Source organism: Neisseria sp. WLZKY-1 (assembly GCF_046546535.1).
Classification (GTDB): Bacteria; Pseudomonadota; Gammaproteobacteria; order Burkholderiales; family Neisseriaceae; genus Neisseria.
In genome coordinates, this window is record NZ_JBKGTW010000035.1 from 1 (window position 1) to 23194 (window position 23194).

The following is a 23194-nucleotide window of genomic DNA, read 5'->3' on the forward strand; positions in this document are numbered from 1 at the left end:
AAGAAACCGACAGCCAATGTTAAACATCTTCTGTCTGTTTTTGTCGCAGTGTGAGGCTCGCGCACTCACACTTATCGGTAATCGTTTTGTTAAAGAACAGCGCCGCCGAAGCAGCGAAGACGTGAACTATACAGAACCCGGCAAACTTCAGTCAAGCAGGGAAAACGGAAAAAATAAAGCAAATTTGTCATGTCAATGTGCAGAAAGAGAATTTTGTTTCTGCAATTTCCCCATACACTCCGTTCTTTATCCAAAATCCGCTCCCGCCGCCTGATTTGCATATCGCACCGCCATGTTTTTTTCAGTATGATTCGTCCGTTTTTTCCGACGTTTTTTTCCATTTGAAACCACATTCAGGCAGTTAAGTAACCATGTCCGTTTACACCAGCGTTTCCGACGACGAAATGCGCGCATTTCTGGCCGACTATGATTTGGGCGCTTTCGTTTCGCTGACCGGCATCGCCCAAGGCGTGACCAACAGCAATTATTTTCTCACCACCTCCGCCGACCGCTACGTGCTGACGGTTTTCGAGGTTTTGCAGCAGCACGAGCTGCCGTTTTTCCTGTTGCTGAAACAGCATTTGAGCGGCAGCGGTGTCGCCTGCCCCGCACCCGTGCCGCGCAAAGACGGGCGTTTCGATTCCGTATTGGCGGGCAAGCCGGCCTGTCTCGTCACCTGCTTAAACGGCGCCGACACAAGCTGGCCGACGGCAGAACAATGTTTCAACACCGGCGCCATGCTGGCGAAAATGCACATCGCGGGACAAAACTTCCCCATGCATATGAACAACCCGCGTTACACCACTTGGTGGCGCGAATCGGCCGACAAGCTGCTGCCCGTGCTCAGCAGCGAAGACGCCGCGCTGCTAGCCGACGAAATCGCCTATCTCGACGCGCACCCCGATACCGACCTGCCGCGCGGCATCATCCACGCCGACCTGTTCAAAGACAATGTTCTGCTAGACGGCAACGGCGTGGCCGGTTTCATCGACTTCTATTACGCCTGCGACGGCAATTTCATGTACGACCTTGCCATCGCCGTCAACGACTGGGCGCGCACCGCCGACAACCGCCTCGACACAGCCCTCGCCGACGCCTTTATGCGCGGCTACGAAAGCGTGCGCTCCCTGTCGTCGGCGGAACGCGCCTACTTTCCCGTGGCACAGCGCGCCGGCTGCGTCCGCTTCTGGGTGTCGCGCCTGCTCGACTTCCACTTCCCGCAGGAAGGCGAAATGACCTTCATCAAAGACCCCAACGCCTTCCGCGACCTGCTGCTCTCTTTCAGACGGCCTTAAATACGTTAAAGCTGCACTTTCAAAAACATCATTCCCGCGAAGGCGGGAACGGCCTCAGGCATCTTCACGACACAACAGGCCGTCTGAAAGCCCGTTTTCCGTTTCAGACGGCCTTCCCTCTTCCGCAACCCCTCCCGAAAGACCGATTATGTTTACAGGCATCGTACAAGGCATCGGCCGCATCGTTTCCGTCGAGCAGCCCGCCGCCGACTTCCGCACCCACACCGTCGAGCTGCCCGAACACATGGCGCACGGCCTGCAACCGGGCGCGTCCGTCGCCCACAACGGCTGCTGCCTCACCATCACCGAAACCGGCGGACGGCTGGCAAAATTCGACCTGATGGGCGAAACGCTGGACAAAACCAACTTAGGCCGTCTGAAAGAAGGCGACGCGGTCAACCTCGAACGCGCCGCCCGCTTCGGCGACGAAATCGGCGGCCACCTGATGAGCGGCCACATCACCGCCACCACCGCCATCACCCGCATCGAACGCAGCGGCCTCAACACCACTGTTTGGTTTTCCCTGCCCGCCGCGCTGCGCCCCTACATCCTGCCCAAAGGCTTTGTCGGGCTCGACGGATGCAGCCTCACCGTCGGCCAAGTGTCGGATACGGAATTCAACGTCCACCTGATTCCCGAAACCCTGCAACGCACCCTCTTCGGCACGCGGCAGGAAGGCGACGAAATCAATTTGGAAATCGACCCGCAGACACAGGCCGTGGTCGACACCGTCGCACGCGTTCTGGCAAACAAAGGTGGTTAAACACCCCCTCATACGGGCTGAGGCTGTCTGAAAACAATGCGCCACCGGAGTGGAAAACTGTTTTTCAGACGGCCTCTTTTATGTATAGCGGCTGGTTTAATAAAGATAGTTGGGCGTCGCCCGCAAACTTGACGTACACAAACGGACTAAGGCCGTCTGAAAGCAACGCTTCAACAGAGTAAAACCCGTTTTCAGACGGCCTCTTTACATGTATAGCGGTTGTTTCAATAAAAAGATAGCCGGGCGTCGCCCGCAAACTTGACGCACACAAACAGACTAAGGCCGTCTGAAAGCAAGGCTTCAACGAAGTGAAACCCTGCTTTCAGACGGCCTCTTTGCGCGGCGGCGGTTTAAATATCGCCCTGCGCTTTCACTTTCTCCTCACCGGATTCCAGCTTGCTCAAAGCCGACAGATAGGCTTTGGCGGTGGCGGCGAGCACGTCGGTGTCCGCGCCCTGGCCGTTGACGACGCGGTTGCCGCGAGCTAGGCGCACGCTGGTTTCACCCTGGCTTTCCGTGCCCTGTGTCACGGCGTTCACGGAATAAATCTGCAACACCGCGCCGCTCTGCACCACGCTTTCGATGGCTTTGAAAATCGCATCGACGGGCCCCGAGCCTGTGGCCGAAGCGTGTTTTTCTTCGCCCTTCACGCTGAACACGATTTCGGCGCGCGGCATTTCGCCGGTTTCGGTGCTGATTTTCTGCGAAACGAATTTGTAGCTTTCAGCATTGAGGCTGACCATTTCGTCGGACACCAGCGCGTGCAGGTCTTCGTCGAAGATTTCTCGTTTTTTGTCGGCCAGCTCTTTGAAGCGGGCGAAGGCGGCGTTAAGGGCTTCTTCGCTTTCGAGCTCGATGCCCAGCTCGGCGAGCTTGGTTTTGAAGGCATTGCGGCCGGAGAGTTTGCCCAGGCTCAGGCGGTTGGTGGCCCAGCCGACCGATTCGGCAGTCATGATTTCATAAGTTTCGGGGTGTTTCAGTACGCCGTCCTGATGGATGCCCGATTCGTGCGCAAAGGCGTTTGCGCCGACCACCGCCTTGTTGGGCTGCACGGGATAGCCGGTAATGGTGGACACCAGTTTCGATGCCGGCACGATTTGCGTGGTGTCGATGCCCGTTTCCAAGCCGAACAAATCGTGGCGTACTTTCAGAGCCATCACAATTTCTTCCAAGCTGGCATTGCCCGCGCGTTCGCCCAAGCCGTTGATGGTGCATTCCACTTGGCGCACGCCTGCCTGAACGGCGGCCAGCGAGTTGGCCACCGCCATGCCCAAATCGTTGTGGCAGTGGGTGGACCAAACCACTTTATCGCCGTTGGGCACGCTGCCGATAATGGCGCGGATACGCTCGTACCACACGGAGGGAACGGAATAGCCCACGGTGTCGGGAATGTTGATGGTGGTTGCACCGGCTTCAATCACCACCGTGAAGATTTTGGCCAAAAAGTCCAAATCGGAGCGCACTGCGTCTTCGGCGGAAAATTCCACGTCGTCCGTGTATTCTTTGGCAATTTTCACCGCCTTCACCGCCGCGTCAATCACTTGCTGCGGCTTCATTTTCAGCTTGTATTCCATGTGGATGGGGCTGGTGGCGATGAAGGTGTGGATGCGCTTTTTCGGCGCGGGGGAAACGGCTTCGCCCGCCTTGCGGACATCGTTTTCAACGGCACGTGCCAACGAGCAGACGGTGGCGTTAGTGATGATTTTGGCAATCGCGTTCACCGATTCGAAATCGCCCGGGCTGGCGGCGGCAAAGCCTGCTTCAATCACGTCCACGCCCATTTTTTCCAACTGGCGAGCAATACGGATTTTCTCTTCTTTAGTCATGGATGCGCCGGGCGACTGTTCGCCGTCGCGCATGGTGGTGTCGAATATGATGACGCGGTTGTTTTGGCTGGTGGTCATGGTGTTTTTCTCCAAGGTGGTTTGCTGCTGCATAAAGGCATTCAAGTCCAACGGCCGGCCTTGCGACTCGGCCAGCGCCAGCAGTTTGTTCAACTGCGCGAGCGGCAGCGAGCCGCGCACGCGCCATTTGTAGATGGCGGCCGTGCTGGCGGCGTTTTCGGGGTCTTGCTGCTTCAAAGCCTCGGCCAGCGCGTTCACGCCGCCGAAATAGGCGATTAAGCGGTCTATGTTCAATTGCATTTTTTGTCCAATCGTCATCGGGCAGTTTCTTCAAAGAAGCGGCGATTATACTGAAATTGGACAAAACAGCAACAAACTCCGCCGATTTTTCTTTTTAGACAGCCTATCCGGCAAAATATTTATACATTTTGTCCATAGTAAACCAAACTTCCGGCAGTCAGCTCCCGCCTTTGCGGTAGCTTTAAAGAGGTTCAAAGGCTTTGAATACAAAAAATGTCCTTTCTGCGGCTCAAAACAAGTCCGGAGGCAGTAAAAAGGCCGTCTGAAAACCTTGTTTCCGGTTTTCAGACGGCCTTTGCCTTTCAAACAAACGCTGTATCAAAGCGAGTAATACATTTCAAATTCCAGCGGGTGCGGTGCCATGCGGATGCGGCGCACGTCTTCTTCTTTAAAGGCGATGTAGCTGTCGATCCAGTCTTGGCTGAACACGCCGCCGCGCAGCAGGAATTCGTGGTCGGCTTTGAGTGCGGCGAGGGCTTCTTCGAGCGAGGCGCACACGGTGGGCACGAGTGCGTCTTCTTCGGGCGGCAGGTCATAGAGGTTTTTGTCGGCCGGTTCACCCGGGTGGATTTTGTTTTGGATGCCGTCCAAACCGGCCATCAAAAGCGCGGCAAAGGCCAGATACGGGTTGGCGGTGGGGTCGGGGAAACGGGCTTCGATGCGGCGGGCTTTGCTGCTACCAACCGACGGAATGCGGATGGAAGCCGAGCGGTTTTTGGCCGAGTAGGCCAGTTTGGTCGGGGCTTCAAAGTGCGGCACGAGGCGTTTGTAGGAGTTGGTCGAAGGATTGGTAATCGCGTTGAGGGCTTTGGCGTGTTTGATGATGCCGCCGATGTAGTAGAGCGCGGTGTCGGAGAGGCCGGCGTAGCCGTCGCCGGCAAACAGGTTTTGGCCGTCTTTCCAGATGGATTGGTGCACGTGCATGCCGCTGCCGTTGTCGCCCATGATGGGTTTGGGCATGAAGGTGGCGGTTTTGCCGAAGTTGTGGGCCACGTTCCAGATGATGTATTTCATGTCTTGGGTTTGGTCGGCACGTTTGACCAAAGTGCTGAATTTGGTGCCGATTTCCATCTGGCTGCCGGTGCCGACTTCGGCGTGGTGCACTTCAACCGGAATGCCGATTTCTTCCAAGAGATTCACCATCGCCGAGCGCAAATCCTGTCCTGCGTCGATGGGCGCGACGGGCGCGTAGCCGCCTTTGACGGTGGGGCGGTGGCCGGTGTTTTGGCCGTCGAGATGCAGGCCGCTGCTCCATGCGCCGCTTTCGGACGTGATTTCAAAACGGGTTTTGTGCATGGCGGTTTCAAATTCCACGCCGTCGAAGACGAAAAATTCGGGTTCGGGGCCGAAATAGGCGGTGTCGCCGATGCCGGTGGATTTGAGGTAGTTTTCGGCGCGGCGGGCGATGGAGCGCGGGTCGCGGCCGTAGCCCTGACCGTCGGCCGGGTCGATGACATCGCAAGTGAGGACGACAGTTACATCGTCGAAAAACGGGTCGATAAAGGCGGTGGCGGGGTCGGGGCGCAGCTGCATATCGGAAGCTTGAATGCCTTTCCAGCCGCCGATCGACGAGCCGTCAAACGGCTGGCCGTTTTCAAACCATTCTTCGGGGTCGTCGAGTACCACGCGGGCGGGTACGGTGAAATGGTGCTGCTTGCCTTTGGTGTCGGTAAAGCGCAAATCGACAAAACGCGCTTCGTTTTCTTCAATCAGTTTGACAACGTTTTTGACGGACATAATCTGCTCCTGGGCAGCGGGTTGTGAACGGGCGGGAATATAAACAGGCAGCGTTAAATTATCAACAATTTTACGCAGGAGCGGATGCAGGTCGTCTGAAAGAAACCCGGCAGGCGGCTCAAAGGCCGTCTGAAACCGCTGCCGCAGAATGCAGAAAGGCCGTCTGAAACGGGTTTCAGACGGCCTCCGCGTCTGATAACAAAACGTGCACAAAGGCCGTCTGAAAAACGTTTCAGACGGCCTCTCCGCGCTCGATGCTCTGCCAGCGGCTGCTTTCGGCACGCAGCTCCCTCTCGATAACGAGGCGGGCGGCTTCGGCGGGCATGGCGCCGCAGAGGAAGATGTCGGCGGCGGCGTAGCGGCGTTCGGGCCAGGTGTGGACGGTGAGGTGCGATTCGGCCAAGAGCAGCACGCCGGTGACGCCGCCTTCGCCGCCGAAGGTGTGGAAGCGGCTGTATAACACGGTGGCCTGCGCGGCTTCGGCGGCTTGGTGCAGGACGGTTTTCAGACGGCCTTCGTCGCGCAAAACGTCGGCGTCGCAGCCGTAGAGGTCGAGCAGGCCGTGGCGGCCGGGGGCGTGGCTCATTTGTGGCCTCCCGAGTAGCCGCCGCCGATGTAGCCTCCGCCGCCGTAGCCCGATGTGCCGCTGCCGTTGTCGGCGGCGGCGTAGTTGAAGGCGGTGGCAAAAAGGATGATGACCGAGCCGATGATGACGTAGGCGGTGGTGCTGCCTATCAGGCTGCTGCCGTCTTCTTCCGAGGGGCTGCCGAGTTTGTGCAGGCCGTAGCCTGCCAAGAGGGGCAGGAAGAAGCCGGCGTCGCTGTCGGTGAAGAAGGCGGGGGTGTTGAGGATGGCGAGCAGGCCGATCATCAGCCAAACCACGCTTTGCGGGATGTGTCCGTCGCCGCCCGGTTCGGTCTGTTTTTCTTCAAGGCCGAAGGCGCGGGCGATTTCGCGGTGGTCGACGGGGTCGGTGATGCTCCACGACATTTCGGCGGGGGAGAGGTCGGAGGAGATTTTGCCGCGCCCGCGTTTGTAGTCGCTGTAATAGTTGAGATCGCCGGCGCGCACGTGCCAGTAGAACGCGCCTGCGGCGTAGCCGACGCGGCTGCCGTAGTCGTAGAGTTTTTCGCAGCCCTGCGGTCGGCCGTTGCGGTCGAGGCGTGGCCAGTCGTGTACGGTGCGCGAGGCTTCCCAGCCGTTTTCGCTTTCGATAAGCCAGAGAAAGCCGCTTTCGGGGTGGTAGAGCAGGTATTCGCGCCAGCGGCCGACGGGAGTGGGGGCGAAGGATTTTTTGAAGGCATACATCATGTCGAAGGCGGTTTGCGCTTCGTATTCGTCTTTGTGCAGGGCGCCGATGACGGTGTAGGTTTTGCCTTTGAATGTGCCGCTGCTGCCGACGGGCAGGGTGAGGGCTTCCTGCTGCGCTTCGCGCATGGCGTTGGCTTCGATGAGTTCGACTTTGCCATCCACGGCTTCGAGGTCGCTGCCGCAGGAGGGGCAGAGGATGTTGTCGGCCAGGCCGCTCACCCAGTGGACGGGCGAGCCGCAGTTGGGGCAGTTTTCGGATTGGCGGCTGCCTTTCAGACGGCCTGTGCTTTCTTTGATTTGGTCGGCGGTGCGGGTGTATTGCAGTTGCAGGTCGTCGAGTTTGACGGCGCTGCCGGTGTAGAAGGCGGGCGGGCTGTCGGAGTAGTCGGTGGTGAGGAAGACGTTTTCGCAGCGCCAGTCGGCCACTTGGCTGACGCTGTCTTCTTTCAGCTCGAACGGCAGTTCACCTTGGGCGGCGGCGTGTTTGAGGGTGACGCGGCGCACGTCGGAGGCGATGAAGCGTTTGCTGCCAAAGTCGAAGGTGGTGAAACCGGCGCGGATGTCGTCGAAGGCGGGCAGGCCGTTCGGCGTGGCGTGCGGACGGGTGAAGGTGTAGATGTCGCCCGCTTCGGCAAGCCAGCCGGTGCTGCCGTCGTCGAAGAGGACGTACCATTCGTTCCACACGCCCGCGTCGTAGTGCATCTGCACGCGGCCGACGAGGGAGAAGGGATGCGTGCCCCAGCGCCCCTGCGTGCCGATTTGCAGCGGGCTGTAGTCTTCCAGCAGGGCGGAGTCGCGGCCGAGGTCGGCAACGCTCGCCGCCTCGCGCACGAGCATGCTGTTGCAGTAGCTGCAGACGAGGGTGACGGAGGTGGCGGAATGCGCTTCGACGCGCCCGCCGCAGCTGGGGCAGTCGGTGTGGAAGAGGGGTTCGCGGGTCATGGGTTTTCCGTGGAATCGGGCGGATGCGGGTTTCAGACGGCCTCTGCCGTTTGCGGCCGTCTGAAAGTGCTATGTCGGGTGAGGCCGTCTGAAAAGGGTTGTTTTTACCGTTTCAGACGGCCTTTTTCGGACGGTTCGGGGCGTGCCGGGTTTTTCAGACGGCCTTTTACGTTGTAAACGCCGCTTGCTGATGCCCCCCGGGATGTGCCGTCAACCGATAAGCTGTTTCAGCACTTCGGCTTTGGCTTTTTCAAAGTCTTCGGCGGAAATCAGGCCGCCGTCGAGCAGGGCTTTGAGTTTCTGCAACTTGGCCTGCGGGTCTTCGGTGGCCGTCTGAACGGGCGCGGCGGCCTCTCCGGCGGCGGGCTGGGCGTTCGGCTGCATCATGCCCGCCATTGCGCCGGCCATTGCCTGGCCGATGCCCGCGCCCACGCCCAGTCCCGCGCCGATGCCGGCAACGCCGCCTTCGTTCTGCGCCGCCAGCGGGATGGCTTCGGCAGTTTGGAATTTGGTGTAGGTGTCGAGGTTGCCGACGATGCCCATGGAGATTTTTTTGTCGAGCGCCTGTTGGATGTTGTCGGGCAGGCTGATGCTTTCGACGGTGGCGTTTTCCAGCGTCAGGCCGAGGCGTGCGAACTCGGGGGCGAGGTTTTCCGCCAGTTTCTGCGACAGCAGGATTTGGTTGGCGGCCATGTCGAGGAAGGGCGTGCCCGAATTGCCGAACACGGCGGCAAGCTGGGTAACGGCAATATTACGAAGCTGCTGTTCGAGCTGGTGGCCGGTGTAGCTTTCGACGACGCCGCTGACCTGTTTGAAGAAGGTTTCGGGGTCGCTGATGCGGTAGCTGTACATGCCGAAGGAGCGCAGCTGCACCGCGCCGAACTCGGGGTCGCGCACGGTAACGGGCTGGGCGGTGCCCCATTTGCGGGCGAGCTGCTGTTTGACGTTGAAGAAGTAGACGTCGGATTTGAACGGGGATTCAAACAGTTTGTCCCAGTTTTTCAGATAGGTGAGGACGGGCAGGGTCTGCGTGTTGAGCTTGTACATGCCGGCGGAGAAGACGTCGGCGGTTTTGCCCTCGTCGACAAACAGCGCCATTTGCGATTCGCGCACGGTGAGGCTGGCACCGTTTTGGATTTCCTGGTCGGCAATGGGAAAACGCCACACCAGCGTTTCGTCGTCGGGGTTTTCCCATTGGATGATGTCGATAAACTGCTTTTTAATGAAGCTGAACATGGCGTTTTTCCTTTGCGGTTGGGGGGGGTTCAAACGGGTTACGACAGACAGGCGGCGTTGAGCAGGCCGACGGCGACGGACAGGCTGCCGAACAGCGCGCCGACGGCGACATTGTTGGCGGCCAATTCGTCAGCAGCCTGCGGAATCAGGCGCTCGGCGGCGAAATACACGGCGATTTGCAGCGCGCCCGCCGCCACCGCCCACAAGAGAAAGTCGGTAAAACCGACGCTGTGGGAAATGCTGGATGCCAGCGGCAGGCAGAAGCCGACGGTGGTGCCGCTGAAGGAGAGGGCGCAGGCGAGGTTGCCGTTTTTAATCAGATGCAGCTCGCGCACGGGGGTGATTTTGACGTAGAGGGTGCAAAACAAAGCCAGCAGCGCGAGGGCGGCCAGCATGTATTGCAGGTAGAGGAAGTATTGTGCGGGGGAGATGGACATTGTTCGTTCCTAAGTAAACCATGCGGCCGATTATGCCACAACCGTGCCGCCCGTCCGCCTTGCCAAACCGCTTTCAGACGGCCTTTTGCGTTTTTTTTACATCTTCAAAAACGCCCCCGACCCGCCTATAATCCGCAGGCCGTCTGAAAGCCCGTTTCCCCGTGCACACGGGCTTTCAGACGGCCTCCCGTTTCCCGTTCCCGCCCACACCGAAGGACAACTGCCATGAGACCCCTGCGCGCCGAAATCCGCCTCGACCGCCTGCGCGAAAACTACCAAACCCTCAAACAAATCCACGGCGGCCGCATGCTGGCAGTGCTCAAAGCCGACGCCTACGGCCACGGCGCGCTGCGCTGCGCCCACGCGCTGGCCGACATCGCCGACGGTTTTGCCGTCGCCTTTCTCGAAGAAGCCCGCCTGCTGCGCGAACACGGCATCGCCAACCCCGTCGTCCTGCTCGAAGGCGTGTTCGAACCCGAAGAATACGCCGAAGTGGAACGGCTCAATCTGTGGCCGGTGGTCGGCAGCCAGTGGCAGCTCGAAAGCCTGCTGCGCCACGACTGGCAGACGCCCGTTACCGTGTGGCTGAAAATGGATTCCGGCATGCACCGCGCCGGCTTCTTCCCGCATAACTACGCCGCCGCCCACACCGCGCTGATGCAGAGCGGCAAAGTCGCCACCGTCGTCAAAACCAGCCATTTCGCCTGCGCCGACGAAGAAGAGCGCGGCATGACCGACATGCAGATCGAAACCTTCGATCTCGCCTGCGCCGCTTTGGCGGGCGAAGAGAGCCTGGCCAACTCCGCCGCCGCCCTCGCCTACCCGCAGGCGCGGCGCGACTGGGGACGCGCGGGGCTCGCACTTTACGGCGTCGACCCCTTTCTCGAAAAAGACCCCCGCTTCAAACCCGTGATGCGCCTCGTGACCGAAATCTTCGGCGAACGCGTGTTGCAGCCGCACGAACCCATAGGCTACGGCGCGTCGTTTTACACCAAACGCTCCACCCGCGTCGGCCTCGCCGCCGCAGGCTATGCCGACGGCTATCCGCGCCGCGCCGCCACCGGCACGCCCGTGGCCGTGGCAGGCCGCCGCAGCCGCATCCTCGGCCGCGTCTCCATGGACATGCTCACCCTCGAATTGGCCGACCACGAAGGCATCGGCAGCGAAGTGGAACTGTGGGGCGACACCGTGGACATCAACGAAGTGGCCGCCGCCGCCGGCACGATTGCCTACGAGCTGCTGTGCAACGTGAAACGGGCGAAATTCGTCTATATCCAATAACATAGAGGCCGTCTGAAAAGAGGCCGTCTGAAAAACGGTACGCGCTTATGGACAAAACATCAGAGCAGGCAGGCGGACGCAAAGCCGTGCGCCGACGGCTGCGGCAAATCGCGCAGATTAAAGAACTGCTGCGGCAGGCTGACGACGCATGGTCGGAGGCCTCATCGGCAACCGGCACGGCCTCGATGGCGGAAGCGTTCGACTTTTTCAGTAAAAGCAAGGCGGTATCCTTCTATTCCGCCATGCAGTCCGCGCAGGCCGCATCCCAAATCGAACACGCCCAAGCGGCCATGCGCCGCCTGAACGAAGGCTTGGCCGACATGGCCGCCCATATCGGCTGCGACGCCGACATTCCCAACGATTTGCCCGATTTGGCGGCCGACCTGCTGTGCGCCCCCGATTTCGATTTTTTGTCTGCCCTGAATTACCTCAAATTGAACGCTGCGGGCGGGGCGTGCAGCCGCGCGAAAGAGCAACTGGCCGAACTCTCCGAGCGCATTGAAGCATACGAACAGCAGTTGCAGGACTGCCTCGAAAGCTGATATTTCCTTTTTTTTCAGAAACGTCATCCCCGCGTAGTCGGGGACGGCCTCCAATCCGGAAACCCCGCCATGACCCACCCCGCCATCGCCCTTGCCAAACAACTCATCGCCCGCCCCTCCGTAACCCCCGACGACCAAGGCTGCCAGCAACTGATTGCCGAACGCCTCGCCCCCCTCGGTTTTGCCGTCGAAGAAATGAACTTCGGCGACACCAAAAACCTCTGGCTGCGGCGCGGCACGTCCGTACCGCTGGTGTGCTTTGCCGGACACACCGACGTCGTCCCCGCAGGCCCGCCGGAACAATGGACGTCGCCTCCCTTTGAGCCCGCCGAGCGCGACGGCAAGCTCTACGGGCGCGGCGCGGCCGACATGAAAAGCAGCATCGCCGCCTTTGTCGCCGCCTGCGAAGCCTTTATTGTCGACAATCCGCAACACGGCGGCAGCATCGCCCTGCTGATTACCTCCGACGAAGAAGGCGACGCCCACGACGGCACGGTGCGCGTCGTCGACGCCCTCAAAGCGCGCGGCGAAACCATAGACTACTGCATCGTCGGCGAACCCACCGCCGTTTCCCAACTCGGCGACACCATCAAAAACGGCCGCCGCGGCTCGCTCTCGGGCACGCTCACCGTCAAAGGCAGACAAGGCCACATCGCCTATCCGCACCTGGCCGACAACCCTGTCCACCGCGCCGCCGCCGCCTTGGCCGAACTGGCCGCCGAACAATGGGACGAAGGCAACGCCTACTTCCCGCCCACCGGCTTCCAAATCTCCAACATCGCCGCAGGCACGGGCGCGACCAACGTCATTCCGGGCGAGCTCACCGTCAAATTCAACTTCCGCTTCTCCACCGCCTCGAATTCAGACGGCCTCAAACGCCGCGTGCACGCCATACTCGACCGCCACGGCCTGCAATACGATTTGCAATGGAGCCTGTCCGGCCAACCCTTCCTCACCGAAGCCGGCCGCCTCACCGAAAGCGCGCAAAACGCCGCCGAAAAAATCTGCGGCATCCGCCCCGAACTCTCCACCACCGGCGGCACGTCCGACGGCCGCTTTATCAAAGACATCGCCCGCGAACTCATCGAACTGGGCCCCGTCAACGCCACCATCCACCAAATCGACGAACACATCGCCGCCGCCGACGTCGGACAACTCGCCGAAATCTACCGCACCATGCTCGCCGACCTGCTCGGTTAGCTCAAAGAGGCCGTCTGAAAGCGCGTTTTCAGACGGCCTCCCACCTTAAAAACCGCCGCCAAAGGAACAAGCCATGACCGAACACGTTTTGCTGCTGCACGGCATCCATATGCACGCCTGGACGATGCTCCCCTTTGCCCGCCTGCTCAAACAACAGGGGCTGGACGTGGAAACCTTCGGCTATTACAGCATTTGGCAGACACACGAAGCACACTGCGCCGCGCTGGCCGAAGCCGTCGAAGACTTTTTCAGACGGCATCCGCAACAGCCGCTGCATTTTGTCGGCCACAGCCTCGGCGGGCTGGTGCTGCGCCGCTTCGCCGCCGCGCGTCCCGACCTCGTGCGCGGCCGCATCGTTACCCTCGGCACGCCGCACCGGGGCAGCCGCACCGCCGAAACCATCCGCCACAGAGGGCTGGGTATGCCGCTGTTGGGCGGTGCGTACCGCGAAATGCTCGACGGCAACCTGCCGCCGCTGCCCGAAGGCGTAATGCTCGGCAGCATCGCAGGCAACGCGCCGATGGGCGTCGGCCGCCTCTTCGGCCTGCACGGCGAAAACGACGGCACGGTTTTGGTGGCGGAAACCCGCTGCGGCGGCATGGCCGACCACATCGTTTTGCCCGTCACCCACACGGGTATGCTGAACGACGGCGAAACGGCGCATCAGGCAGCGGTTTTCCTGCGGCAGGGCAGCTTCGAGCGCGGACAGAAGGCCGTCTGAAAACCCACGGCAGATACAGCAAAAAGGCCGTCTGAATCTTTCAGACGGCCTTTTTGCCAAGGCTGCAGTTTACAAACCCAATTCGCGCAAAAAGCGCACGTCGTCCGCCCAGCCGGATTTCACTTTCACCCACACTTTCAAAAACACTTTGCAGCCGAAGAGTTTTTCCATATCGAGCCGCGCTTCGGTGGAGATTTTTTTCAGTTTTTCGCCGCCTTTGCCGATGACGATAGGCTTTTGGTTTTCTTTATCCACCAACACGGCGATATAGATATGGTAAATATCGTCGCCCTCTTCAAACTGTTCTACCTCGACATTCATCGCATAGGGCAGCTCTTCGCCCAGATAACGGAACAGTTTTTCGCGCACGATTTCGCCGGCGAGAAAGCGGCTGGAGCGGTCGGTAACCATTTCTTCGGGGTACATCGACACGCTTTCGGGCAGGTAGGGCTTGACCTGCGCCATCAGCGCGGCCAACCCCAGCCCGTGTTTCGCGCTGACGGTTTCGCAGCCGGCAAAGTCAAATTCGGCACGCACGCCTTCGATAAACGCGTTCAGAGCGGCGGCATCGGCGTTGCCCTTGTCCACTTTGTTGACGACAAGAATCACGGGCGTGTGCTTAGGCAGCAGCTTCATCACGGCGCGGTCGGCATCGGTAAAGCGCATCGATTCGATGACAAACAGCACCACATCCACGCCGCCGATGGCTTCGGTAACGTTTTGGTTGAGGCGGTCGTTGAGCGCGTTGCGGTGGTAGGTTTGGAAACCGGGGGTATCGACAAACACAAATTGCGCGGTGTCGTCGGTATAAATGCCGGTAACGCGGTTGCGCGTGGTTTGCGCTTTTTTGCTGGTGATGCTCACTTTTTGACCGATGAGGTGGTTCATCAGCGTGGATTTGCCCACGTTGGGGCGGCCGACGATGGCGATAAAGCCGCAGCGGTATCCGGCGGCGCGCGCGGATTCTTGGTTTAAAAAGGTTTCGATGTCCATAAGGGCTTTCTTCACAATAAAGAGGCCGTCTGAAACAGGGTTTCAGACGGCCTGTGGGGTTTACAGGCCGGATTCCGTCTGCCACACGGCGGCAATGCATTCTTTGAGTATGTGCAGCGTGGGATTTTGCGCGTATTCGTCGGCATAGATAAAGTGCAGCGGCAGCGTCTGCCGGTATTCCTCCACCAGCGCCACCGGCCTGCCCGAGGCCACGGCGGCGCGGGCTTTGCTTTCGGGCACCATCGCCACGCCCTGCCCGTCGGCCACCAGATCGATGATGGTTTGCGGATAGTCGCACAGAATCTGCCGCTTGGGCGCGAGGCGGTTGGCACGCCAAAACTGCTTCAAATGCTTGTTGCTGCCCGACACGCCCGACATTTCGATCCAAACGTAATCTTCAAGCGCGGCGGGCAGATTGCTGCGGATGGCCGCCAGCTCGTCCTGCGGGCAGATAAGCGCGTAGCGGATGTTTTCGAGAAAACGGCTGTGGATGCCCGGCTGGCGCGTCATACCGAGGAAAAAACCGCCGTGCAGCCGCTTGTCGCGGATGCGCTCGAGAATCTCGCCGCTCATGCCGTATTGGATGTGCAGGCGGGTGTGCGGCGCCGACTCGCCGATCAGCGCGGTCAGCTGCGAGACTTTGGCCGAGTCCACCGGATGAATCAAGCCGAGATCGGCCTCCTCGGTGTAGTTGGCGGCGAGTGTTTTGGCAAACTGGTCGAGACGGTGTTTGTGCTGCAACAGCGCCTCGGCCTCGGGCAGAAAGATTTCGCCCGCGCGGGTGAGCGTCATGCCGCTGCTGGTGCGGGTAAACAGCGGCGTGCCCAATTCGGCCTCCACCGCCTTAATCTGCGCCGAAACGGCAGGCTGCGACAAAAACAGCCGCTCGGCGGCCTGGGTGAGATTGCCGTGATGCGCCACAGCAACAAAGGATTTCAGTTGGTTCAGCTCCATTTTTACTCTTTTGCGTGTCGGGAAAGATTGTTTTTCTGCGCGCCGTTTTAACACAAGCCGCGGGCAAAGAGAAGCACAGAGGGCAAAGAGGCCGTCTGAAAAGCGCCCTGCCCCGCGCACTGTTGCGGCTCTGTTTTCAGACGGCCTCCCGCGGCTTGCCGCAAAACGGCGCTTTCGGTATTATGCCGCGCTTGTAAAAAATCTTTAAGGACACACCATGTCATACCAGAAAACGCTGTCCGCAGCGCTGGCGGCCGCCCTGCTGCTGGCAGGCTGCTCGCACGAAAACGCGCAGCAAAACGCCGCGTCCGCGCAAACGGGCGCAGCGCAGGAATACATCGTCGCCACCGACGCCGCCTACGCGCCGCTGGAATATATGGAAGGCGAACAGGTCGTCGGCTTCTCGCGCGACATCCTCGCCGCAGCGGGCGAAAAAGAAGGCATCAAATTCAACTTCGTCAACACACCTTTTGAAGGCATCTTCGCCAACGTGCAAAAAGGTGACAGCGACGTCGCCCTCGCCAGCATCACCATCACCGACGAGCGCAAACAAATCGTCGATTTTACCGACCCCTATTTCGAAGCCACACAGATGATCGTCACCGCCGACAAAGGCAGCGACATCAAATCCTTCGCCGACTTGAAAACCCGCAGCGTCTCCGTACAAAACGGCACCACCGCCGATTTGATTCTGCAAGATTTGCAGGGCAAAGACAGCAAACTCATCCGCCGCTTCGAAAACATGCCGCTGGCCTTTAAAGAACTGGCCGCAGGCGGCGTCGACGCCACCGTCGGCGACAACGGCGTCGTGCAGTATTTCGTCGCCAACAACCCCGACGTGAAATACAACATGTTCGTCGACCCCTCCTTCCCGAAAGAGCAATACGGCTTCGCCCTGAAAAAAGGCCGCACCGACGGTTTGCGCGAAAAAATCAACAAAGGCCTCGCCGCCATCAAGGCCGACGGCACCTACGCCAAAATCGAACAGAAATGGTTCGACAAAGGCGCTGCACAGCAGGAAGCGTCCGCCGCCAAATAAAGCCGCCATACGAAAGAGGCCGTCTGAACACTTTCAGACGGCCTTTTGCCTGACGGACACGGCGGCAAAGCGGCGCTGAGGCCGTCTGAAACCGCATCCCGCATTTTTGGAAACATCATTCCCGCGCAGGCGGAAACAGCCTTTCTGTATAATCCGCCCGTCACCAACACACACCGTCAGGAGCTTGCCATGGCCGCCTCCCCCGAAGCCAAATTCACCGAAGAAACCGTCTTGTGGGTCAAACACCACACGCCCAAACTCATCACCTTCGCTATCAGCCGCCCCGAGTCCTACCGCTTTGCCGCCGGACAATTCTCCCGCCTCGGCTTTCACGAAGGCGAAGGCTATATCTGGCGCGCCTATTCCGTGGTGTCCGCCGAATACGCCGACACACTGGAATACTTCGCCGTGCTGATACAGGACGGACCGATGTCGGCCAGATTCGCCCGAATGAAAGCGGGCGACACCATCCTGCTCGACAAAGCCGCCACCGGCTTCCTGCTGCCCGAACGCTTCGCCGACGGCCGCGAACTCGTCATGCTGTGCACCGGCTCGGGCATCGCCCCCTTCCTCTCCATCCTCGAACAGCCCGAAATCTGGCAGCGCTTCGACCGCCTCGTGCTGGCGCATTCCGTCTCCCACTCCGACGAGCTGATTTTCAACGGCCGCATCGCCGCCCTGCGCGAACACCCGCTGGTGGGCGAACACGCCGCAAAACTCACCTTCATCCCCGTGCTCACCCGCGAAACCAGCGGCGCCAGGCTCTACAAACGCCTGCCCGAGCTGCTGAAAAACGGCAGCCTCGCCGAAGCCGCCGGCTTTCCCTTCACCCAAGAAAACACCCGCTTCATGCTCTGCGGCAACCCCGAAATGGTGAAAGACACCTTCCAAGCCCTGCTGGGCATGGGTTTTGCCATGCACCGCAACCGCATCCCCGGCCAGATTCTGATGGAAAACGGCTTCTGAGCCTGCGCCTCCGCAAGGCCGTCCGACCTGCTTTCAGACGGCCTCCCGCACCGCACCGGGCGCAAGGCAGGGCATGCCAAGAAAACCAAAACTATGCTAAACTCGCGCCTTTATTTTCGCCCCGCAAACGCGCGAAGGCACAATTATTCCGGGCGGCCTTCCCCCGTCCAAACCGATCAACCGAAAACAATTTAAGGGTTTACGATGAGCGTAACTTTAGAAAAACTGGAAAACCTGGAGCGCAGAGCGGTTCTGTCCCTGCCCTGGGCCGACATCAACGCCGAATGCGACAAGCGTCTGAAACAGACCGCGCGCCGCGCCCGCATCGACGGCTTCCGCCCCGGCAAAGCGCCGCTGGGTATGATTCAGTCCATGTACGGCGCAAGCATCCAAAACGACGTGATGAACGAGCTGGCGCAGAAAGTGTTTTTCGACACTGCCGTGGCCGAAGGCTGGAAAATCGCCGGCATGCCGCGCCTTGAAGGCGTCGAAGGACAGGACGACAAAGAAAACTTCCTGTTTTCCGGCGTGTTCGAAGTATTCCCCGAAGTGAAAATCGGCGACCTGTCGGCACAGGAAGTGGAAAAAGTCACCGCCGCCGTCACCGACGCCGAAGTAGACAAAACCATCGACATCCTGCGCCAGCAGCGCACCCGCTTCAACCGCGTCGAACGCGCCGCGCAAAACGGCGACCGCGTCATCATTGACTTTGCCGGCAAAATCGGCGGCGAACCCTTCGCCGGCGGCTCGGCCGAAAACTACGCTTTCGTACTGGGTCAGGGACAGATGCTGCCCGAATTCGAAGCAGGCGTGGAAGGCCTGAAAGAAGGCGAAAGCAAAGACGTGGAAGTCAACTTCCCCGAGGACTACCACGGCAAAGAAGTTGCCGGCAAAACCGCCGTCTTCACCATCACCGTGCGCAACGTCGCCGAGCCCGTACTGCCCGAAATCGACGAGCAGTTCGCCAAAGCGCTGGGCATTGCCGACGGCAGCGTCGACACCATGCGTGCCGAAGTGAAGAAAAACGTAGAACGCGAAGTGAAACGCCGCATCGACAGTCAGAACAAAGAAGCCGCGATGGATGCCCTGCTTGCCGTTTCCGACCTGCTCGTCCCCAACGCGCTGGTAAACGACGAAGCCGCCCGCATGGCCGCCGAAATGAAACAGAACTTCATCAACCAGGGCATGGCCGACGCGAAAAACCTCGACCTGCCCCTCGACATGTTCAAAGAGCAGGCCGAACGCCGCGTGAAACTCGGCCTGATTCTGGCCGAAGTGGTACAGGCCAACGGCCTCGAACCGAAACCCGAGCAGATTGACGCCGTTATCGCCGATTTTGCCGACAGCTACGAAGATCCGCAGGAAGTCATCGACTGGTACCACGCCGACAAGAGCCGCCTCGAAGGCCCGACCTCGCTGGCCGTCGAAGCCAACGTCACCGACTTCGTACTGGGCAAAGCCAAAGTCAGCGAAAAAGTCCTGTCTTTCGACGAAGTCATGGGCAACCGCGCCTGAGGCCGTCTGAAAGTCCGAACCTAACCCGAAAGCACCGAAGCCGCACCGCTTTGGTGCTTTTTCAAAACAGAAAGGCAAACCATGTTTCCCGAAATCGGCAACAACACCCTCATCCCCACCGTAATCGAACAGAGCGGACGCGGCGAGCGCGCCTTCGACATCTACTCCCGCCTGCTCAAAGAGCGCATCATCTTCCTCGTCGGCCCCGTCAACGACCACACCGCCAACCTCGTCGTCGCGCAAATGCTGTTCCTCGAAAGCGAAAACCCCGACAAAGACATCTTCTTCTACATCAACTCCCCCGGCGGCTCGGTCACCGCGGGCATGTCCGTTTTCGACACCATGAACTTCATCAAACCCGACGTCTCCACCCTCTGCCTCGGCCAGGCCGCCAGCATGGGTGCGTTCCTCCTGTCCGCCGGTGCAAAAGGCAAACGCTTCGCCCTGCCCAACAGCCGCATCATGATCCACCAGCCCCTTATCAGCGGCGGACTGGGCGGACAAGCCTCCGACATCGAAATCCACGCCCGCGAGCTGATTAAAATCAAGCAGAAACTGAACGAGTTTCTCGCCAAACACACCGGACAGCCGCTGGAAAAAATCGAGCGCGACACCGACCGCGACAACTTCATGTCCGCCGAGGCCGCCCAAGAATACGGCCTGATCGACCAAGTCATCGCCACCCGCGAAGACGCCGCCAAAGCCGCGTCCAAATAAACGCGCGCGGCAAAAAGGCCGTCTGAAACTTCGGATTAAAAGTTTTCAGACGGCCTGCCGCCGCATCACCGCCTATGAACAGACACGCCCCCGACACCCTGCGCCGACGCCTGCTGCTGGTCGGCAGCGCCGCCCTCCTCGCCCCGCGCGCTATCCTGGCAGGCGCCCAGCGCGAAGAAACCCTGTCCGACGACGTCGCCTCCGTCATGCGCACCTCCGTCAACAACGTCAATCCCGCCCGCCTCGTCTTCGCCAACCCGCGCGACGGCGAACGCTGGCTCTCCGACATGTCCGGCCGCCTCGCCCGCTTCCTGCCCGACGAAGCCGCCCGCCACCGCATCCTCATCAACGTCCAATACGAAACCACCCGCGCCGGCCTCGACACCCAGCTCATCCTCGGCCTGATCGAAGTCGAAAGCGCCTTCCGCCAATACGCCATCAGCAACGTCGGCGCCAAAGGCCTTATGCAGGTCATGCCCTTTTGGCAGCGCTACATCGGCAAACCCGACCACAACCTTTTCGACATCCGCACCAACCTGCGCTACGGCTGCACCATCCTGCGCCACTACAACAACATCGAAAACGGCAACATCACCCGCGCCCTCGCCCGCTTCAACGGCAGCCTCGGCAGCAGCAAATACCCCAACGCCGTTATCGGCGCCTGGCGCAACCGCTGGCAATGGGCATAAAACCGATCCCCACCAAACACTCTAATTGAGAGGGCAAACCAAATGAATGACTTCACCCATCCCAACCAACAACAGCCCGAACAACCCCGCTACTACCAAGCGCCGCCCAAGCCGCAAAACGGCACCAACGGCCTCGCCATTGCCTCGCTCGTCTGCGCCCTGCTCGGCTGGTTCATCCCCATCATCCTCGCCATTGCCGCCGTCACCTGCGGCCACATCGCCCGCAGCCAAATCCGGCGCAACGGTCAAGGCGGCTCAGGCATCGCGCTGGCCGGCCTCATCATGGGCTACATCGAAATCGCCATTATGGGACTCGGCATCGCCGCCGCCATCGCCCTGCCCGCCTACCAAGACTACGTCGTCCGCGCCAAAATGGTCAAAGCCGACGCCTACATCGCCCCCATCCGCAGCGAACTGGAAAAGCGAGCCGCCGCAGAAAGAGACGAAGAAACAGAACCCGCCCCCATCGAAACGGCCGCACCCGGCATGTCGGAATACTGGCAGGAAGTCTACATCGACAACGGCGTCCTCTACGCCCGACTGAGCAACGCATCCTTCTGGCCCGGTTCGCTGAACGGCAACACCATCGTCTTCACGCCGCAAACCGAAAACGGCCGCACCGTATGGCACTGCGCCTTCGCCAAAGAAACCCGCAACAGCTACCTGCCGCGCGCCTGCACGGAATAAAGAGTCAGGCCGTCTGAAAGCGCCAAACCCTTTTCAGACGGCCTGATTGCGCCATAGGCGTCTGCCAAACAGCGCCGCCGAACCGACAAGCAATAAAGGCCGTCTGAAAACATTCAGACGGCCTTTTAGGGGCTGTTGACAATCAGCCTTGCGGCGGATTTTTCGTCAGAAAATGGCAGATGCAAGGCAAAAATGCGAGCCTATGCCGCCCATAGGCGAGTATTTTTAACGCGACAGATGCTGTTTTATGGCGAAAAAGCCGCTGCAAGGCTGATTGCCAACACACTCTAATTAGCCAACACAAAATCTACGGCGTTGCTGTGCCTTAGCTCAAAGAAGGCGGTTTGCTACGACATTGGAAATGCCAAGAAAACCAGCCCCGTACTCACTATTCTGTCTGCGGCTTGCTGCCTTGTATCTTTTTTTGTGTTGGCTCACGATGCCGGTTTACCGCCGTTTATTGATACCATCAATTTTTCATATCAAAAAATAAATTGCGCTGATACGCAATCACAAATAAAATCACCCCCATGAATATCCATCTGCGACGACTCAACCCCACCGCGACAGGCGGCCAAAGCGATCCGATGCGCAATGCCGAACACGTTGCCGAAATGCTCAAACTGATGGCGCACCCCCACCGCCTGATGATTCTCTGCCTGCTGGCCGAAAGCGAGCGCAACGTCACTGAGCTGGTCGAAGCCATCGGCGTCAACCAAACCGCCGTCTCCAACCACCTCTCCAAACTGCGCAGCGCCGGCATCATCGACTACACCCGCTACCACCGCGTGCTGCAATACCGCCTCTGCTCGCCCGAAGCGCACACCATCCTCGACGTCGTCGGCGGCCTCTGCCTCAACCGCTGCCCGCACGCCGAAGCGAAAAACGCCGCCGCAACACCTGCCGAATAAACTCCCCCAGGCCGTTTCAGACGGCCTTTTTTATAGTGGAACAAAATAGAAAAGATACAAGGCAGCAAGCCGCAGGCAGTATGAGTAATACGACAAGGCGCAGCAACGCCGTAGATTTTCTATTTTGTTTCACTATATTGGAAAGACACATGAAAACCGCCACCTGGAACGTCAACTCCCTCAACGTCCGCCTGCCGCAGGTACAAAACTGGCTGGCCGAACACCAGCCCGACATCCTCGCTTTGCAGGAACTCAAACTCGACCAAGACAAATTCCCTGCCGCCGCGCTCAAAATGATGGGCTGGCACGCCGTATGGAGCGGTCAGAAAACCTACAACGGCGTCGCCATCATCAGCCGCCACGAACCGCAAGACGTACACACCGGCCTGCCCGCGCTGCCCGACGACCCGCAGCGGCGCGTCATCGCCGCCACCATCAACGGCGTGCGCGTCATCAACGCCTACTGCGTCAACGGCGAAGCTCCCGACAGCCCAAAATTCCAATATAAAAAAGAATGGTTTGCCGCGCTCACCGAATTCGTTCGCGGCGAAATCGCCCTCCACGAGAAACTCATCCTGCTCGGCGACTTCAACATCGCCCCTGCTGACCAAGACTGCTACGACCCCGAAAAATGGCGCGGCAAAATCCTCTGCACTGATGAAGAGCGTGGCTGGTTCCAAACCCTGCTCGATTTGGGACTGGCCGACGCGCTGCGCCAAGTCCGCCCCGAAGGCGTGTGCTACACCTGGTTCGACTATCGCGGCGCAATGTTCCAACGCGGCCTGGGCTTGCGTATCGACCACCTCCTGATTACCCCCGCGCTCGCCGCCGCATTGCAGGACGTACAAGTCGATCTCAACGCGCGCGCGCAAGAGCGCCCCAGCGACCATGCGCCCGTGTGGGCGGAATTTGCTTTGTAAACCCGTCGGCCGTTCAGACGGCCTCAAACCTTACGGCCGCGTGCCACGCGGCCTATGCTCTGAAAAGCGAAAGGCCGTCTGAAACCGATTGGGCGTAAGTAACAAATTTACTGCCCAAAACCCCCGCAAGCCTTATGCTACAAGACTTTAAGCGGAGTCAAAACCTTTGAACACAAAAAATGCCCTTTTTGCGG

24 protein-coding genes are annotated in these 23194 nt (G+C 59.7%); 16 read left to right on the forward strand and 8 right to left on the reverse strand.

The features are described 5' to 3' along the window. From ACLD9W_RS09010 to ACLD9W_RS09020, 3 genes are all read left to right on the forward strand, one after another. The coding region (locus ACLD9W_RS09010; RefSeq protein ID WP_410841710.1) for a hypothetical protein at positions 1-274 on the forward strand (274 nt) is incomplete at its 5' end. Between the two features lie 97 nt (positions 275-371). Next, a complete protein-coding gene (gene thrB, locus ACLD9W_RS09015; RefSeq protein WP_410841711.1) occupies positions 372-1295 on the forward strand; it encodes a homoserine kinase in 924 nt (307 codons plus the stop codon). Between the two features lie 148 nt (positions 1296-1443). Further along, complete coding sequence (locus tag ACLD9W_RS09020) at positions 1444-2058, forward strand: riboflavin synthase subunit alpha (RefSeq protein WP_410841712.1); 615 nt, start codon at positions 1444-1446, stop codon at positions 2056-2058. Between the two features lie 350 nt (positions 2059-2408). Here the strand turns inward: ACLD9W_RS09020 and ACLD9W_RS09025 are convergent, their stop codons facing one another. The 6 genes from ACLD9W_RS09025 to ACLD9W_RS09050 form a co-directional block, all read right to left on the reverse strand. Then, complete coding sequence (locus ACLD9W_RS09025) at positions 2409-4202, reverse strand: 2-isopropylmalate synthase (protein WP_410841713.1); 1794 nt, start codon at positions 4200-4202, stop codon at positions 2409-2411. Positions 4203-4520: 318 nt separating this feature from the next. Further along, complete coding sequence (gene glnA / locus ACLD9W_RS09030; RefSeq protein WP_410841731.1) at positions 4521-5939, reverse strand: type I glutamate--ammonia ligase; 1419 nt, start codon at positions 5937-5939, stop codon at positions 4521-4523. Positions 5940-6171: 232 nt separating this feature from the next. Further along, entirely contained in the window at positions 6172-6525 is a 354-nt protein-coding gene (gene speD, locus ACLD9W_RS09035) for an adenosylmethionine decarboxylase (RefSeq protein ID WP_410841714.1), read from the reverse strand. Further along, positions 6522-8192, reverse strand: a complete 1671-nt coding sequence (locus ACLD9W_RS09040) for a DUF4178 domain-containing protein (RefSeq protein ID WP_410841715.1) — start codon at positions 8190-8192, stop codon at positions 6522-6524. Before ACLD9W_RS09040 ends, speD begins: the two co-directional genes overlap by 4 nt. Before the next feature lie 210 nt (positions 8193-8402). Then, the gene (locus tag ACLD9W_RS09045) at positions 8403-9428 is read right to left on the reverse strand and encodes an SPFH domain-containing protein (protein ID WP_410841716.1); all 1026 of its coding nucleotides are present in this window, start codon (positions 9426-9428) and stop codon (positions 8403-8405) included. 38 nt (positions 9429-9466) lie between these two features. Further along, positions 9467-9865: a DUF350 domain-containing protein gene (locus tag ACLD9W_RS09050; RefSeq protein WP_410841717.1), complete on the reverse strand. Its 399-nt coding sequence runs from the start codon at positions 9863-9865 to the stop codon at positions 9467-9469. A gap of 43 nt (positions 9866-9908) precedes the next feature. Here ACLD9W_RS09050 and ACLD9W_RS09055 point away from each other — a divergent pair, with 43 nt between their 5' ends. The 5 genes from ACLD9W_RS09055 to ACLD9W_RS09075 all read left to right on the forward strand — a co-directional run bounded on the left by ACLD9W_RS09055 (position 9909) and on the right by ACLD9W_RS09075 (position 13609). Continuing rightward, positions 9909-10094 (forward strand): hypothetical protein, encoded by a 186-nt coding sequence (locus ACLD9W_RS09055; RefSeq protein ID WP_410841718.1) that lies wholly within the window; start codon positions 9909-9911, stop codon positions 10092-10094. Next, entirely contained in the window at positions 10091-11146 is a 1056-nt protein-coding gene (gene alr, locus ACLD9W_RS09060; protein WP_410841719.1) for an alanine racemase, read from the forward strand. Before ACLD9W_RS09055 ends, alr begins: the two co-directional genes overlap by 4 nt. Before the next feature lie 47 nt (positions 11147-11193). Beyond that, positions 11194-11688: a hypothetical protein gene (locus tag ACLD9W_RS09065; protein ID WP_410841720.1), complete on the forward strand. Its 495-nt coding sequence runs from the start codon at positions 11194-11196 to the stop codon at positions 11686-11688. A 69-nt stretch (positions 11689-11757) separates the two neighbouring features. Continuing rightward, complete coding sequence (gene dapE / locus ACLD9W_RS09070; RefSeq protein ID WP_410841721.1) at positions 11758-12888, forward strand: succinyl-diaminopimelate desuccinylase; 1131 nt, start codon at positions 11758-11760, stop codon at positions 12886-12888. 73 nt (positions 12889-12961) lie between these two features. Continuing rightward, complete coding sequence (locus ACLD9W_RS09075; protein ID WP_410841722.1) at positions 12962-13609, forward strand: esterase/lipase family protein; 648 nt, start codon at positions 12962-12964, stop codon at positions 13607-13609. Positions 13610-13678: 69 nt separating this feature from the next. Here the strand turns inward: ACLD9W_RS09075 and era are convergent, their stop codons facing one another. Then, on the reverse strand, positions 13679-14602 hold the full coding sequence (gene era / locus ACLD9W_RS09080) for a GTPase Era (protein ID WP_410841723.1): 924 nt from the start codon (positions 14600-14602) through the stop codon (positions 13679-13681). Positions 14603-14662: 60 nt separating this feature from the next. After that, on the reverse strand, positions 14663-15556 hold the full coding sequence (locus ACLD9W_RS09085; RefSeq protein WP_410841724.1) for a LysR family transcriptional regulator: 894 nt from the start codon (positions 15554-15556) through the stop codon (positions 14663-14665). Between the two features lie 217 nt (positions 15557-15773). On the opposite strand from ACLD9W_RS09085, the gene ACLD9W_RS09090 reads away from it, so the two are divergent. The 8 genes from ACLD9W_RS09090 (at position 15774) to xth (ending at position 23000) form a co-directional block, all read left to right on the forward strand. Further along, on the forward strand, positions 15774-16595 hold the full coding sequence (locus tag ACLD9W_RS09090; protein ID WP_410841725.1) for a basic amino acid ABC transporter substrate-binding protein: 822 nt from the start codon (positions 15774-15776) through the stop codon (positions 16593-16595). A 189-nt stretch (positions 16596-16784) separates the two neighbouring features. After that, positions 16785-17561 carry a ferredoxin--NADP reductase gene (locus ACLD9W_RS09095; protein ID WP_410841732.1) on the forward strand — a complete coding sequence of 259 codons (777 nt, stop codon included), beginning with the start codon at positions 16785-16787 and terminating at the stop codon, positions 17559-17561. A 204-nt stretch (positions 17562-17765) separates the two neighbouring features. Next, positions 17766-19076 carry a trigger factor gene (tig, locus tag ACLD9W_RS09100; RefSeq protein WP_410841726.1) on the forward strand — a complete coding sequence of 437 codons (1311 nt, stop codon included), beginning with the start codon at positions 17766-17768 and terminating at the stop codon, positions 19074-19076. Positions 19077-19157: 81 nt separating this feature from the next. Continuing rightward, positions 19158-19793: an ATP-dependent Clp endopeptidase proteolytic subunit ClpP gene (gene clpP / locus ACLD9W_RS09105; protein WP_410841727.1), complete on the forward strand. Its 636-nt coding sequence runs from the start codon at positions 19158-19160 to the stop codon at positions 19791-19793. Positions 19794-19867: 74 nt separating this feature from the next. Then, positions 19868-20482 (forward strand): lytic transglycosylase domain-containing protein, encoded by a 615-nt coding sequence (locus tag ACLD9W_RS09110; protein ID WP_410841728.1) that lies wholly within the window; start codon positions 19868-19870, stop codon positions 20480-20482. Between the two features lie 42 nt (positions 20483-20524). Further along, the gene (locus tag ACLD9W_RS09115; protein ID WP_410841729.1) at positions 20525-21169 is read left to right on the forward strand and encodes a DUF4190 domain-containing protein; all 645 of its coding nucleotides are present in this window, start codon (positions 20525-20527) and stop codon (positions 21167-21169) included. 587 nt (positions 21170-21756) lie between these two features. Continuing rightward, positions 21757-22080, forward strand: a complete 324-nt coding sequence (locus ACLD9W_RS09120) for an ArsR/SmtB family transcription factor (protein WP_410841733.1) — start codon at positions 21757-21759, stop codon at positions 22078-22080. A 149-nt stretch (positions 22081-22229) separates the two neighbouring features. Next, positions 22230-23000 carry an exodeoxyribonuclease III gene (gene xth / locus ACLD9W_RS09125; protein WP_410841730.1) on the forward strand — a complete coding sequence of 257 codons (771 nt, stop codon included), beginning with the start codon at positions 22230-22232 and terminating at the stop codon, positions 22998-23000. Positions 23001-23194 lie beyond the last annotated feature (194 nt).